Source organism: Pseudomonas sp. Irchel s3h9, assembly GCF_900187475.1.
Taxonomy (GTDB): Bacteria; Pseudomonadota; Gammaproteobacteria; order Pseudomonadales; family Pseudomonadaceae; genus Aquipseudomonas; species Aquipseudomonas neuropathica.
In genome coordinates, this window is sequence record NZ_FYDH01000002.1 from 145,138 (window position 1) to 160,048 (window position 14,911).

The following is a 14,911-nucleotide window of genomic DNA, read 5'->3' on the forward strand; positions in this document are numbered from 1 at the left end:
GATATAGCTCTCCCGTGAAGACCTGCACTCTTATGCGCTCTAAACTTCGCCTTTCCCGAATTTACTTTTACCTCTTATCATGTTGAAGCAGCTCATTTTTTTGAATAACGCATCTAAAACTCATCGTACTGGAGTGATATTTATGCTTCGATTTCGCAGGCCATCGACGAACAAGTGGAGCAGCGGATAGTGGCGCTTCTAAAATATTTGAACCACGTCTGACTCTTAACTCACCAGAGCTTGGTCCTTGTGGATTTTCCAGAGGAGAAACCTTGTAGTAGTCTTCGGCATACCAATCATTTACCCAATCAGTGGAATTACCTGAAAGACCGTATATGCCCAGCGGATTGGGCGCAAAACGATCCACTTCAAACGTTTCATCTTCCTTCTCTATCGGAAAGTTCTTGCCGTAATCAAGGTTTCCGGTATCAGTAGGAAACAAAATATGTTGTCCGCGATTCCGGGCAGCAAACTCCCATTGCGCTTCTGTAGGCAAGTCGACTTCGTAACCACTTAAGCTCCCAATCCACCTACAATAATCTTTTGCCTCCTGCCAGCTTTGAGTTGGCGCTGGAAGATTAGGCAAGTAAAGCTCTTTTAGATCTTCACGTTTTCGATCTTCTTCATCATAAAGATTTTTACCGTTAGCCACGAAAAAAAGGTCGAAATCCACCAACGTAGCCTGATACTTTGAGAGATAGTAACTGCTCAACTTCACCGGATGAACAAAATCATCATTGCCTTTGCTACTAATATTACAAAGCTGCTCCGGCTCCTGCCCGCAAGGCCAGGTACAAACATCTTTCTCGTCATACTCACAAATCCAGCCAAAATCCCCCATATCAAATTGCCCGCCCTCAACAAAAACCATATTGTCGATCGACTGCACAACCGTGTTGAGAACCTTGTCACGAAGTTCGCTGGGAAGGTCAGGGTATTTCGTTTTGATTGTCGTCGCGATCGAGGCCACCTTTTCAGGGGACATACTTTGACTGCTGGGTAAAGAACCCGACTCTGCACCGCATCCGGTCAAAAGCATCGTGCTTGCCAGGGCTAACGCATACGGACGTATCACTAAAAATCCCTTATAAAGTGCCCGAAAGGCAACGGCTAACCCGCATAAAAATCCACGAAAAACTGAAGAGCAAAAGTCACATCATCGAAGCTGAAACCCCGCATTCACGATGCATCTACTCAACCAGTTCGCCCGCCACTTCATACTTCACCACGACCCGATTCCGATAAAGCCTCTCCCTTTCCACCAACTGCCCCACCTGCCCCTTTTCCCTGACCTCTCGCCAAATCTCGTTCTCGCGAAACACCCTGCTGCCCTCTCGCACAAACCGGTGTGCCTCCTGGAACACGTGGTAGCGATATTCCCTCACCCGATCACACAGCAACTCCCCTTCGAGTTGTGTCTCGCCGACGTTCAATTTCAGCTGAAAGTGCCGATCCGTCGGGTTATGCAGCACCAGATCAACGTAGTTGTAGAAAATCGCCGCCCCGGACCCGAACGGCAGCACCCTCCCCTCATCCGGAAACGGGTCGAAGCTGTGGTTGGAGCGTTCGACCACCACCAGCGGTGAATGAATGGCCATCCAGTGAATCAGGTTGCTCAGTTGGCAAATGCCACCGCCTACCCCGCGTCGTGCCTCGCCGAAGGACAGTTCCATGCCTTCAACGTAGCCGCGCTTCAACGTCGGGCGGCCGACGAGGCGGCAGAAGGAGAAGTGTTCGCCGGGGCCGATGATGACGCTGTCGATGGCGGCGACGGCGAGTTTGAGGTTGATGACTTTGTTGTGTTGCAGGGCGAGGTCGGAGTCGCCGAGTTTGCGGATGAGTTTTGAGGTGTGTTTGAGGTAGCGAAATGGCAGGCGCTCGGCTGCGGCGACGGGGCGTGCGTAGCGTTTGCTAGAGCAGCGCCAGGCAAGCTGGCGGAACAGTCTTTTTTGCCACACGCGCAGCCAGTAGAGGGCTGGGTGGTAGAGGGAGAGTGGTTTCATCCGTGACACAACGGCGCGCGCCGTTTCTTCCTTGAGCCGTGAGGGGGGCGCGCATTTTATCCGGTAATGACCGGCAGCACCCCATGCATTTCATTAGACCAGCAGCCTCTCTTCGGCATACATCTACCGTCACATCCGCAAATTAAGGTTCGACTAAGGTTGCCTCGCTACGATCGCGGCAACGAAACCCTGTTGTCCTTGAATCGCAGATGAGTCCTTCCGACATGAAAGCGTTTGATTTACCAGCCCAGCCAGCGTCGAATTTCAGCCTTGTCTTGGTAAATTACAAAACCCCGGACATCACCCGAATGTGCCTCGAGCTTTTGCGTGAGCATGTCCAGGAACAACACATTCCGGTGTGGGTGGTGGACAACGATTCGGCGGATGCCAGTCTCGATTACTTGCGTTCGCTCGACTGGATCAACTTGATTGAACGGCCTTCGCCGGGCAAGGAAGCCGGCCATATTGCGCACGGTAAAGCACTGGATCTGGCGCTGGAAAAAGTCGACACCGATTATCTGTTTCTGCTGCACACCGATACCTTTGTCTACGACAAAGAGGTGTTTGCCATGATGATGCGCGAGTGCACGAAAACCCCGGACATGGCCGCAGTCGGTTGTGTCGAACAACTCAATCGGGGAGTTTTGCGTGATACGTGGCGACTAACTTCGCGCTTTTGCAAGCACTATGTTCGCAAAGCAAAAGTGCGTCTGGGCCTGCGCTCGAAAATGCCAAGACCCTACAAAGAAACTCATCTGAAAAGTTTCTGCACATTGTGGAATGCGCGTTTGATGAAGTCCCAGGGTCTGCACTTCTGCATGGATGAAGAGGTGCCGGGTTATACGCTGCAAGATCGCATGAGCAGCCTGGGCTATGGCATCAAGTTTTTGTCGCCGCGCAAGATTTTCAGTTATCTGGACCACATCCAGTCAGGAACCGTCGCCGCTGCAGGCACCTACGGCAAAAATCACCGCAGGACGAAAATGTATCAAGCGACGTTGAAGCGCCTCCAAGGGCAACAAGCCTGAGGGGCAGACCTCGACTTAATTCACGGCAAACAAAAAGGGCGACTGTAAAGTCGCCCTTTTTGTTTGCAGAAATTGTATACAACTACTCCGAAGAGGTGTTCGCCCAGTGTAATGGCCTGGCAATCCATGCACCGGTAAAGAGCCCTGACACTGGGCGAACGGGGAGGATTTTAATTGAAGTTGGCAGATATGTCCTCATGCTTAAACATGAAATTTTTGTACTGGAAAGTTAAAAAGTGTTGCCCACCGATATTTACCGGGAAACTTCTTACAGATTCTTTTATATGATTGTTCTCATACATAAACCTGTACAAGAACAATCATTCTGTAGAGCTAATACTCAACTTTCGTGTTGACTGGTCACTTTTAAGATATCGGTGTAAGTGACAATAACGCTCTGCCCTTCTTTCAGATCTTTCAGCTTGGCTTGAATTTCAGGCTGTTTCACGTCGAGGACTTTCGATTGACCTTGCGGGTTTTGCAGGGTCACCTGATTTGTCTTCAAATCAATTTTGGTGATTTTCAACTGCACCTGAACCTGACGATACGCCTCGCCGCCGGGGTTATCGCTGCCCGGAGCCTTACGCAACTCACCGGTACGTTCGGTAGTGCCAGGCAGACCTTTATCCACATCGGTGTCGAGGTAAGCGGCGACAGAACGCTGTACCTGGATGTTGACCTGATCGCCCACCTTCAGATTGGCGAGGTTTTTCGCCTTGTCACTGAGCTGAACGTGAACCGGCTTGCCTTCGGCCCCTTCGAGCACAACCTGATGGTTGGCGGCATCGACGGAGATCACTTTGGTGGTGACCTGATCGGCTTCAACAGTGGCAGACAGCGGAATATCGGCAGCCAGAGCGCCGAAGCTGGTGGCGGACAGTACGGTTGCGAGGGTGATGGCCTTGGCCAGTGCGTCGAGCTTCATAATCAATACTTTCCCTGTGATGAATGGCAGCGCCCGGCGTTGAAGCGGCTTCGACGCCGGGCGTGCCACTGAGCATAGACGCTGTTCAGGGCTTGGCGGGTGTTTGTTGTTTTGCGGTGTCCTGCGCGGTGGATTCGCCGCTGGGCGTGCCTTTGCCAGTGTTTTCACGCTGTTTCGGGTCGGTGGGGCGCAGGGCGTCGTTGTCGCGTTCGGTTTCGCCGGGTGGACGGGGTTCGTCGGGGTGTTCGCCTTGGGTGATGGGTTTCATGGGGTTGTCCTCAGGCTTCGGGGTCGTCGAGTTCACGGGTGACGTTAATCGCGGGTGAATCCTTGTGCAGGTCGTCGGCTTTGGCGCGCAGGATCTGCCATTGCTCAAGGTCGATGGCGCCTTGGCCGAGCAGGTCGTCGGCGACGCGTTGCAAGTCAAAATAGTGCGCGTCGGGGGATTGCTGCCAGTAGGTCTGGTCGTCGAAAAGGCGCTGCCAGGTGGTCATGTCTGGGGGGTGCAGGTCGTCGCTCATGGCTAATCCTCGGCAGATTTTTCTGTAGAGGACAACACACCAACCCAAGTTCAAACCGATCCTTTGTAGGAGCTGCCGAAGGCTGCGATCTGTTGAGGTTGCTTTTAAAACCAATATCGAAAGATCGCAGCCTTCGGCAGCTCCTATAGGGATTTGCGGATACCTTTCAGTACCCGGTCATTTCCAGATAGCCCCGGCCGGGATGACTGCCGCTGATGTGCACCGGGCCTTCCCAATACGGGATGCGCAGGTTCATCCAGGCATTGGGGTTGAGCGCGTCGAGGCTGATGTCGAGGTGTTTGTCGGGGATGCTGATCGACCATTTCACCGGCATCGCCCGGCCGGCAACTTTAGAGGTTTCTTGCGGGGTGAGCTGGATCTGCGAACTGCGCAGGGTTTGCGTCTGGCCATCGGCAGAGATCCACGTGCCGGTGAGATACGGCGCGCCGTCCTTCTGGCGCATGCGGTACAGCATCACGTGTTCACCGCTGTCCAGGTGCAGAGAGAACCAGTCCCAACCGGTTTGATTGGCGGTCAGCGGCTGGCTGCTCCATTCGCGATCGAGCCACGCGGGGCCACTGACGGCGTAGCTCTGGCCGTCAATCTGCAACGTGCCGCTAGCCTGAAAAAACGGCTGACTGTAGTAATACGACGCCTGACCTTCTTCGGATTTCTGGCTGAAACCCTTGTCGCCCTGCAACACCAACGGGCGACTTGAGGTGAGGTGCAGTTGATAGGCGAAATCCTTGTCGCGAGCGCTGAGTTGCAGGTCGCTCAGGGGATCCTGCGCCTGACTGGCGAACCGCCAATCATCGATCCACGCCTCGAACGGCGCCAGTTGCACACCCGCCTGCCCCACCCCGCCTCGGGCGTAACGTTCGGCGGCGTGATGCACCGTGCTCGAAGTCACCGCCGCATGCCCCAGCCAGATCGTCTGATCAGCCCACCCGGCCTGCTCCGCCACTGGTTTCAATGCACTGCGAAACAGCGTCCACTGCACGCCGAATTCGTTACCCTGCTGATCCTTGAGATTGGCGGTGACGTACCACCACTCGATGCGAAAACCCGCATGGGCAGCGTGATCTGCCGGAAAACTGAACACCCGCCCCGGCACCACCGGCGTAAACGCCATCGCCTGATTGCCCATCCCGGCGAAGCCCTTCTGCTCCGGTGCCGATTGATCGCAACCGCCGAGCAGCAACAAAATCATCAGCACAACGAAGTTAATCCTCATGGGCAAACGTCCTCAACAGGTCCGCCGGTTGCGTGCGGTACAGCGAGTACAGTGGCCACGCCGAGGCCAGTAACGTCGCCAGCAACGCCAGCCCCATCAATTGCAGCAATTGCAGCGGAAACACCCGCAACGGCAACCGCCAGCCAAACGCCTGAACGTTAATCACCGCATCCAGGCACCATGCCAGCGCGATCCCCAACGGCAACGCTAACACCAGCGTCAGCACCGCCAACAGCCAGGTCTGACCAAGATTGAGCAGCATCAATTGCCGCCGCGTTACGCCCAACGCCCACAGCGGTGCGAGTTGACCTAGGCGACTCTGGCTTTGCGTCAGCAGGCTGATGAACAGCGCCACACCCGCCACCGCCAGGGTCAAACTGTTCAACGCCGCCGTCGCCGCAAAGGTCCGTTCGAAGACCTGCACCGACCAGCCCTTGAGCCGCGCCTGATCAACGATGCGACTGTCATCGAGTTGAAAACGCGTCTGCAATGCTGCTAAAAGTCCCGGGATATTCTGCGGGTCAATACGCAAATTGAAGCGGTTCGGCGTCAGTTGCGGCCAGCCGCGCAGCAGGTGGTGGATGCTGACCAGCAAATGCCCCTTGGGATTGCCGTAGTCGGCGTAGATGCCAACGATGCGCGGCGACCAAGTGCCGTTGGGTGTCGGAATCGCCACGTGTTCACCCACGTGTAGTTTCAGGCGCCGGGCGATTTGCTCACTGAGCATCACCGCATCATCCGTGGCCAGATGCGCCCACGGGTCGCTGCCACTGACATCGAGCAACGGCCAGTGCTGGCGGTAATACGCGTGATCGATGATGCCGAACACTTCCGCCGGCCAGCCCTGCAACGTCACCGCGACCTGCCAGTTGGGCAGAATCGCCGCAATGTTCGGCTGCTGTTTTAGCCAGCTGTACATTTCCCGCGACTGTGCCGGATTGCTCGGGTTGATATACAGCTCGGCGCTCAGGCGTTGTTCGAGCCAGTCATCGAAGGTCTGGCGAAAACCGGCGGTCATGCTGCCGGCACCGATGTTGGCGGCGAGTGCCAAAAGCAGCGCCATCAGCGCCAGGCTCAGTGCCGGCAGTTGCTGACGGCAATCGGCAAGAAACCACTGCCCCAGCACCGAGCGACTGCGCCCGAGCAACTGATTCAACAGCGCGCTGAGCAACACTGGCAAAGCCAACGCTGCGCCGATCAGCAACCCGGCCATCAGGACAAAACCGCTGGCCAGACTGTCGCCCCAGATCAATGCCACCAAGGCCAGCAAACCGAGCACTGCCGCCAGCCAGCCTTGTCGACGCAGCCAACGTGCATATTGCTGATGCCAGGCTTGCGGATCCGCTACGGCCAACAACGGCAAACGGGCGGCGCGCAGCAGACTGTTGGACCCGGCGAGCAAGGCGCCGAGCAGGCTCAAACCGATGCCGCTGAACCACCACCACGGACTGAGGCGCAACTGCCCCGCCACTTCCGCGCCGTACAAACCGCGCAGGCTGGCGGCGACATCCGGCAGCAAGACACTCGCCAGCCAATAGCCGCTGATCACACCGAACAATCCGCCGATCAGCGCCAGCACACCCAGTTCGACGATCAGGCACACGATCAACATCCGCGCGCTGACCCCGCAGGCGCGCAACGTACGCAGCAGACCGCGTCGTTGCTCAAGAGCCAGGCCAATCGCAGCGTGGACGATGAACAAGCCCACCACGAATGACAAAAACCCTAACGCATCGAGATTCAGGTGAAAACTCTCGGTCAACCGCGCCAGATTGTTTTCCTCGCCGCTGCTTTTGATTTGCAACAGACCTTTGAAGGAGGCCGGCAACTCGGCGTGAAAATCCTTGGGCAGCAACAGGCGCGACAATTGTCCGGGTTGTTCAAGCAGGGTTTGCGCGACGCCGATGTCCACCAGCAATACGCCGGGCGCCATGTCCTTTTGCGCGAGCAGCGGCGGCAATCGCAGACCATTAGCCGTTTGCGGCGTGTCGCCTTCACGCAGATCCAGCGCCTGCAAGGTTTCCGGTGAAATCCACGTACTGCCCGGTGGCGTGAAAAACTCGACAACACGCTCAATCGGCAACGCCTGCCCGGCCACCGCCGAATCGGCCGGCAACGACACCGGTTCGATACCCATCAATTGCAGCCGCTGATTCTCAATGCCCTTGAGCAGCAACCGCCCCTGCAACAGCGGCGATACCGGCCAGCCCGCTCGGCGCAGATCAACGAACCATTGCTGCGCAAAAGTCGCCCCGTTCGGCGTACTGAGACTGGCCTGCGGTTCGCCACCGATCAATTGGCTGGCCCGCGCGTAACTGTCGCGCGCCTGACTGTTCAGCGCCTCCACGCCGGTGAGCAGACTGGTCGCCAGCCACAAGCCGGTCAGCACGCTGAAAAACTGCACTGGATGACGCCGCCAATGGCTGAGCAGCGCACGCAGGGTTTGTCGGAAAACGATCACGTCAGCCGCCCGCTGGACAACACCACTCGCTGCGCCAATCGGGCCGCGACTCGCGGGCTGTGGGTGACCATCAACAAAGTGGTTGGCGTGTCATCGAGCAATTCCAGCAACAACCGCAATACTTCGTCGCTGGTGGCTTCGTCGAGGCTGCCGGTGGGCTCATCGGCCAACAGCAATTTCGGCTGCGAGGCCAGCGCCCGGCCCAACGCGACCCGCTGCTGCTGACCACCGGAAAGTTGCTCGGGATAACGCTTAAGCAAATCGCCCAAGCCCAGACGCTGCACCAGATGCGCCTGCCAACGCGGCTCGTGGCGCCCGGCCAGGCGTGCCTGAAACGCCAGGTTGTCCTCGACGCGCAAACTGCCGATCAAGTTGAACTGCTGGAACACCAAGCCGATTTCGCTACGCCGCCAGTTCGCCAGTTGCGCTTCGTTCATCGCCTCAAGACGATGCTCGCCGCTGCGAATGCTGCCGCTGTCGACTTTGTCGAGGCCGGCCACCAGGTGCAGCAAGGTGCTTTTGCCACTGCCGGATTCGCCCATCAGTGCCAGGCTGCTGCCGGATTCCAGCGTCAGGTCGACGCCTTGCAGCACCGGCAATGGGCCTTGCGGGGTGAGATAGCTTTTGAAGACGTTTTCAACACGAAGCATGCCGCCACCTGATCGGTCAGTGTGGGGCAAGGATAGCGGATGGCGATGACAGACTTGAATCTTGCAGTGAACTCAATGGCCTCATCGCTGGCAAGCCAGCGCCCACAGGGAATGACGTTGCTCACAAGTATTGAATTCACCCTAAAACACTGTGGGAGCTGGCTTGCCAGCGATGGGGCCAGTCCTGCCAGCACAAAGTCTACTGACCAGCCGCCACACTCGTCGGCGCCTGCGACGGCGTGACAATGCTGCCCAGATCAATGTGCTTCCACTCAGGCTTGGCCCCCAACCGCGCATTGAAGCGGTAGTTGAAGGTGAACTCATCCGCCGTCGCGACACTCAGTGGCTTGCCATAAACAGCCTCGATTCCCGCCAGGTCATAGCCCATCAACTGCAACAGCGTCGGGAAAATGTTGTAGTGGCTGGAACGATCCTTGTTCGCCGCCAGTTGTGCCGACCAGTCCAGCGTCTTTAGAGCACTGCCTTGAATCACCACCAGCGGCACCAACCCTTCCTCCTCCACCGGGTCGCCGCCGCAATGCGTGTTCAACCCCGGATTACCGCGTTCATGCAAATCCTGGCCATGATCAGAGGTGTAGATCAGCAGCGCATTGTTCAGATTGCCTTGGGCGAACACCCGCGCGAAAAACTCGCCGACGTTCCACAACAGGGTGTTCTTGTAGGCATTGCGATACAGCACCCAGTCATCCGGCTGGCCATTGAAGCCGTTGCGCTCGCCGGTATCGGCCACTTCGGTGAACTGCCCGCGCGGCAAGGTCGGGCGGTAAGCCATGAACGCATCCGGGTATTTGTCGTGCACCGGAAAATGCGCGCCGACCTTGTTGATCATCACCAGCTCCGGCTTGTCGTCGTTGAGCAGTTCGATCAGCTTCGCCGCTGCTGCCATGTCGCGGTCGCGCACGCTGGTCTGGTCGAATTGCACGAACTGATCGATGTCCTTCTTCTCGGTATCGGTCATCAGGTTCTGCAGATTGCCGGCGGTGCGCTGGGCGTCGATGTAGACGGTGCGCAGCCCGGCCTTCTTGGCGTACTGCCAGATCGACGGCAACGTGGTGTTGATGCGCATGTAATCGGCGCGGGTGCCGCCGTAACGCAGGGTCACGTTGGTGTCGGCGCTGCAATTGGCGATGGACGCGGCGTAGCCGTAATTGAAGATGTCGACGCCGGGACGCGCTTGTTTGAGGTTGCTGTGCACCCCAAACGGCGCGTTGATGTCCAGATAGTTGCCGGAAATGCTTTCATCGATGATCAGCACGATGTCATGCCCAACGGCTTGCGAGTTACGCGCCAGCGTCACCGGCTCACGAGGGCCGACGGTGTTGTGCAGCGCTTCGTAGGCAAACAGATTCAGATAGGCCAGCGGCGTGTACATGATCGGCAAGCCACGCGCGCCCTCTCCCGCACGCAAGAACAGCACCGCACTGAGTAGCAACACGCCGCACACCGGCGCCGCCACACGTAACGCGTTGGGAATCGCCAGACCATGGCGGGGCTTCAGACCGATGCCGAACAGCAACAGCAAACCGCTAAGCACGCCACGCAGGATCGCGTCCCGGTACTGGTACGCCGCTTCCTGGATGAAACCGCCGGAGTAAACCAATGAAACGAAACCGCTGTAGGTCAGGTAATCCGCCGTGACCCGGGTATAGACATCGAAAAACACTGCCGAGACAAACATTGCCAATGCGAAAACGTGGCGAATGAGAGCCTGTTTTATATACGCCGTTAGATATAACGCTAAAGTCAGCGCCAAAAACATCGCGCCAAAAAGAAGTACAGAAAAACTGAGACCGATAGCATTTAACCGATCAATGTAATATTCGGAATACATCAACAAATAAACAATTAAGAACAATTCTTTGGCATATCTGAACATGGCGATACCGATCGGGCAAAACGGCAGGGAGTCAAAGGTTTGTCAGTCAGAACCTGACACTAGCACCCGGCCATCAAAGCGCAAGAATTGACTGTTTTATCAGGGATAGCGTCAAAAAACCGGTGACTCAAATCTGACACATCGACGACGCCGCAAGCCTTTAAATTAGCGGCTTTCGACCGTTTATCGCATATTTGAAATCTGAACAAATCTGCACAAAAGCAACAAATTCAATCGCAGCAATGACTTGATGGCCAATCGCCAAAAAACACTCAAGTGTTATACAGATGCAACATGTCATTTTGCTGACACGCTTTTCAAACGCTGCGCTATACCCCTTTAACTATCTCATTCCGCAGTTAACTTTTGGTGTTATTGAGGTGCGCAGATGGACGTGAGCGTATTTGGCACTGGCTATGTCGGACTTATACAAGCCGCCGCACTTGCAGATGTCGGTCATCGCGTTTTATGCGTGGACATTGACCCAAACAAAATTAAACAACTGCAACAAGCAGTGCCGCCCATTAGCGAGCCAGGTTTATCGAGCACGCTTGAGGAAAACATCAAGGCCGGCCGTCTGCTGTTCAGCACCCAGGCCAGCGACGCCGTCGAGCATGCCGAGCTGATTTTCATCGCCGTCGGCACCCCGGCCGATGAGGATGGCTCCGCCGACCTCAGCCACGTGCTCAACGTCGCCAGGCAAATCGCCTCGTACATGGAGGCCGATCGCACGCTGATCATCAAATCCACGGTGCCGGTCGGCACCGCCGATCAGGTGCTGGCCACCGCCAACAGCGAATTGCTGCGTCGCGGCAAGACTGATCTGCAAGTGCGGGTGGTGTCCAACCCGGAATTTCTCAAGGAAGGCAGCGCCCTCGCCGACTGCATGCGCCCGGACCGGATCATCGTCGGCACCCACGACGACGCGGCCCGCGAGCAGATGAGCGAGTTGTACGCGCCGTTCTGCCGCAACCACGAAAAACTGATGTTCATGGACAACCGCAGCGCCGAGCTGACCAAGTACGCCGCCAACGCCATGCTCGCCACGCGCATCAGCTTCATGAACGAGTTGGCCAATCTCACCGAACTGCTCGGTGCCGACATCGAAGCAGTGCGCAAAGGCATAGGCTCGGATCCACGCATCGGTTACCACTTCATCTATCCTGGCTGCGGCTTCGGTGGCTCGTGCTTTCCCAAAGACCTGCGCGCGCTGCTGCACACCGCCGAACACAACGGCATGCCGCTGAAACTGCTGCGCAGCGTCACCGACGTCAACGACCTGCAGCGGCACATCCTCTTCAGCAAACTGAAAGCGCAATTCCCGCAAGGCCTGGCCGGTAAGTCCATCGCGATCTGGGGCTTGGCGTTCAAACCCAACACCGATGACATGCGCGAAGCCCCGAGCCGCTATCTGATGGATGCGCTGTGGGCCGAGGGAGCCAGCGTGCAGGCCTACGACCCGGAAGCGATGTCCGAATGCCGGCGCCTCTACGGCTACCGCAACGATCTGCACCTGTGCGCCACCCGCGACGACACCCTGGAAGACGCCGACGCACTGGTGATCTGCACCGAGTGGAAAAACTTCCGCGTGGTCGATTTCGAGTTGCTCGCCGAAAAGCTCCGTTCGAGGGTGATCATCGACGGCCGCAACCTGTACAACCCGGAACAAGTCGCCGCCGCTGGTTTGCATTACAGCGGCATCGGCCTGCGCCACATTGCGCCTGAAGGACTACGGCCATGAAGGTGCTGGTCACCGGTGCGGCCGGTTTCATTGGTGCCCATTGCGTGCTGCGGCTGCTGCGCGACGGGCATTCAGTGGTCGGTCTGGACAACTTCAACGCCTACTACAACCCGCAATTCAAGCACGACCGCGTGCAGTGGGTGCGCGAGCAGGCCGGCGATTTCCAGCTCGCTACGGTTGACCTGGCCGATGCCTCGGCCATCGCAGCGCTGTTTGTCCGCGAACGTCCGCAAGTGGTGATTCACCTCGCCGCGCAAGCCGGGGTGCGTTACTCGCTGGACAATCCCAAGGCGTATCTGGACAGCAACCTCAACGGTTTCCTCAATATTCTCGAGAGCTGCCGGCATCACCCGGTCGAACACCTGATCTACGCGTCATCGAGCTCGGTGTACGGCGCCAATCAGCACACGCCCTACTCCGTGAAAGACGGCGTCAATCACCCGCTGTCGCTGTACGCCGCAACCAAGAAAGCCAACGAGCTGATGGCGCACAGTTACAGCCACCTGTTCGGCATTCCCTGCACCGGCCTGCGCTTTTTCACCGTGTACGGGCCATGGGGTCGGCCGGACATGTCGCCGATCCAGTTCGCCCGGGCGATCAGCGAAGGCACACCGCTGAAGCTGTTCAACTACGGCGAGCACCAGCGCGACTTCACCTACATCGACGACATCATCGAGAGCATCACCCGCCTTATCGATCAGCCACCGCAGGTCAACCCGCAGTGGGATCGCGAGCAGCCCGACCCGGCCAGCAGCATGGCGCCATGGCGCCTGTTCAACATCGGCGGACAGCACCCGGTCGAGCTGAAAACCTACCTGGCGCTGCTGGAAAAACACCTTGGCCAGAAAGCCATTGTCGAGCTGCTGCCACTGCAACCGGGCGACGTGCTCAACACTTGCGCCGAGGCCAGCGATCTGGCCCAGGCCACAGGATTTCAGCCCCGGATAGAGCTGGATGAGGGACTCGGGCGCTTTATCGCCTGGTTCCGCGACTACTACCCCACTGCCTATCGCCCACGCGCCGTTCGCGGCTGAATTAATGTGGAGGACTCCATGACTGGACATGAGAAAAGTGTACCGATCCTAGAAATGCGCCGCGACAAGCGCGTGGATCCCGAGCACCGAATGCGTCTCGACGCGGCGATTCATCGCCAGGGTCGCGGCTGGTTCACCGGCCGCGACGGCGGTCGCCCATGGCAACTGTCACGCACCAATCGCGTGGTCGCCTGCCTTGGCGCCTTGCTGATTCTGCTGCTGATTTCGCCGTTGTTGATCGGTCTGGCGCTGACCATCAAATTCACCAGCGAAGGCCCGGTGATGTTCGTGCAGAAACGCACCGGTTATCGCGGGCGCAAATTCGGCATGTACAAATTCCGCACCATGGTCGCCAACGCCGAAGACTTGAAAGAATCGCTGCGCCACCTCAACAAACACGGTGCCGACGCGATCGATTTCAAGATCGACCACGACCCGCGCATCACCCGCATCGGCGGTTTCCTGCGGCGCACCAGCCTTGATGAATTGCCCAACCTGATCAATGTAGTGACCGGCGACATGCGCCTGGTCGGCCCGCGTCCGACCTCGTTCAACGCCTACCGCTACAAGGACAATCACCTCGCGCGTCTGGCGATCTACCCCGGCATGACCGGCCTGTGGCAGATCTCCGGACGCAGCAATATCGACTTCGACCAGCGCGTTGAGTTGGACCTCAGCTACATCGCCGAGCAGAGCCTTCTGCTTGATCTGAAGATTCTGTTGAAAACCCCCTTCAAAGTATTCAGCGGCCACGGAGCAAGCTAATGGACGGTTCAACCAACAAAAGCCTGAGCATCGCCACCCCCAGCGAATCGAACCTGACCTCGACCGTGCTGGATCTCGATCTGCGGATCCTGTTCCTGACCGCCGCCAACCCCGGCTCAGGCACCACCACCAGTGCGCTGGCGCTGGCCAGCCAACTGGCGCAAATGAGCAGCGGCCAAGTGCTGCTGGTCGATGCCAGTCAGTCGGCGAGCAATCTCACCCAGCAGTTGAACCTGAGCAAGGAGCGCGGCCTGCGCGACTTGCTGTTCAACCCCGACAAACCGCCGCTGTTGCAGGACTGCGTGGTGCAGGTCTCGAGCCTGCCGTTCCACGTGCTGCCCAACGGCCGGCCGATCCGCACCCTGGAGCACTTGACCGCCGAGCGTCTGAGCCCGTTGCTTGATCAATTGGGCAGCCAGTACCGCTTTGTGGTGATCGATGGCGACGCGGTGTACTCCGACGCCGACACGCTGGTCATCAGCACTCAGGTCGATGGCGTGGTGCTTGTCGTACGCGCCGAAGACACCCGCTGGGAAGTCGCGCAAGCCGCCGTGCAACGCCTGACTCAGGCCGGAGCAAAAGTGGTCGGTAGCGTGTTCAACCGGCGCAAGTACTACATGCCCAAATGGCTTTACAAAAACCTGTAAGCGAA

Annotated in this window: 14 protein-coding genes; 5 read left to right on the plus strand and 9 right to left on the minus strand. The window is 57.7% G+C overall.

What is annotated here, in order from left to right; translation table 11 throughout:
- Positions 1–67 precede the first annotated feature (67 nt).
- On the minus strand, positions 68–985 hold the full coding sequence (locus CKW26_RS03560; RefSeq protein WP_095047531.1) for an SUMF1/EgtB/PvdO family nonheme iron enzyme: 918 nt from the start codon (positions 983–985) through the stop codon (positions 68–70).
- Positions 986–1,190: 205 nt separating this feature from the next.
- Entirely contained in the window at positions 1,191–2,003 is an 813-nt protein-coding gene (locus CKW26_RS03565) for a VanW family protein (protein ID WP_095047532.1), read from the minus strand.
- Between the two features lie 224 nt (positions 2,004–2,227).
- Here CKW26_RS03565 and CKW26_RS03570 point away from each other — a divergent pair, with 224 nt between their 5' ends.
- On the plus strand, positions 2,228–3,031 hold the full coding sequence (locus CKW26_RS03570) for a glycosyltransferase family 2 protein (RefSeq protein WP_095047533.1): 804 nt from the start codon (positions 2,228–2,230) through the stop codon (positions 3,029–3,031).
- Positions 3,032–3,371: 340 nt separating this feature from the next.
- Here the strand turns inward: CKW26_RS03570 and CKW26_RS03575 are convergent, their stop codons facing one another.
- From CKW26_RS03575 to CKW26_RS03605, 7 genes are all read right to left on the minus strand, one after another.
- Entirely contained in the window at positions 3,372–3,956 is a 585-nt protein-coding gene (locus CKW26_RS03575; RefSeq protein WP_095047534.1) for a hypothetical protein, read from the minus strand.
- An 85-nt stretch (positions 3,957–4,041) separates the two neighbouring features.
- Entirely contained in the window at positions 4,042–4,224 is a 183-nt protein-coding gene (locus tag CKW26_RS03580; protein WP_034152556.1) for a hypothetical protein, read from the minus strand.
- A 10-nt stretch (positions 4,225–4,234) separates the two neighbouring features.
- Positions 4,235–4,477, minus strand: coding sequence for a hypothetical protein (locus CKW26_RS03585; protein ID WP_095047535.1), 243 nt, complete (start codon positions 4,475–4,477; stop codon positions 4,235–4,237).
- A gap of 166 nt (positions 4,478–4,643) precedes the next feature.
- Positions 4,644–5,711 carry a lipocalin-like domain-containing protein gene (locus tag CKW26_RS03590; RefSeq protein ID WP_095047536.1) on the minus strand — a complete coding sequence of 356 codons (1,068 nt, stop codon included), beginning with the start codon at positions 5,709–5,711 and terminating at the stop codon, positions 4,644–4,646.
- Positions 5,701–8,172, minus strand: a complete 2,472-nt coding sequence (locus CKW26_RS03595) for an FtsX-like permease family protein (protein WP_095047537.1) — start codon at positions 8,170–8,172, stop codon at positions 5,701–5,703. Before CKW26_RS03595 ends, CKW26_RS03590 begins: the two co-directional genes overlap by 11 nt.
- Positions 8,169–8,822, minus strand: a complete 654-nt coding sequence (locus CKW26_RS03600) for an ABC transporter ATP-binding protein (protein WP_095047538.1) — start codon at positions 8,820–8,822, stop codon at positions 8,169–8,171. Before CKW26_RS03600 ends, CKW26_RS03595 begins: the two co-directional genes overlap by 4 nt.
- 199 nt (positions 8,823–9,021) lie before the next feature.
- The gene (locus tag CKW26_RS03605; RefSeq protein ID WP_095047539.1) at positions 9,022–10,719 is read right to left on the minus strand and encodes a sulfatase-like hydrolase/transferase; all 1,698 of its coding nucleotides are present in this window, start codon (positions 10,717–10,719) and stop codon (positions 9,022–9,024) included.
- 388 nt (positions 10,720–11,107) lie between these two features.
- Between CKW26_RS03605 and CKW26_RS03610 the strand changes: the two genes are divergently transcribed.
- From CKW26_RS03610 to CKW26_RS03625, 4 genes are read left to right on the plus strand one after another with little or no spacing between them, the layout of a single operon-like run.
- Complete coding sequence (locus tag CKW26_RS03610; protein WP_095047540.1) at positions 11,108–12,460, plus strand: UDP-glucose/GDP-mannose dehydrogenase family protein; 1,353 nt, start codon at positions 11,108–11,110, stop codon at positions 12,458–12,460.
- The gene (locus tag CKW26_RS03615; protein WP_095047541.1) at positions 12,457–13,494 is read left to right on the plus strand and encodes an NAD-dependent epimerase; all 1,038 of its coding nucleotides are present in this window, start codon (positions 12,457–12,459) and stop codon (positions 13,492–13,494) included. The genes CKW26_RS03610 and CKW26_RS03615 overlap by 4 nt, the downstream gene beginning before the upstream one ends.
- Positions 13,495–13,512: 18 nt before the next feature.
- Complete coding sequence (locus CKW26_RS03620) at positions 13,513–14,259, plus strand: sugar transferase (protein WP_095047542.1); 747 nt, start codon at positions 13,513–13,515, stop codon at positions 14,257–14,259.
- Entirely contained in the window at positions 14,259–14,906 is a 648-nt protein-coding gene (locus CKW26_RS03625; protein ID WP_038369597.1) for a CpsD/CapB family tyrosine-protein kinase, read from the plus strand. Before CKW26_RS03620 ends, CKW26_RS03625 begins: the two co-directional genes overlap by 1 nt.
- The last annotated feature ends 5 nt before the right edge of the window (positions 14,907–14,911 follow it).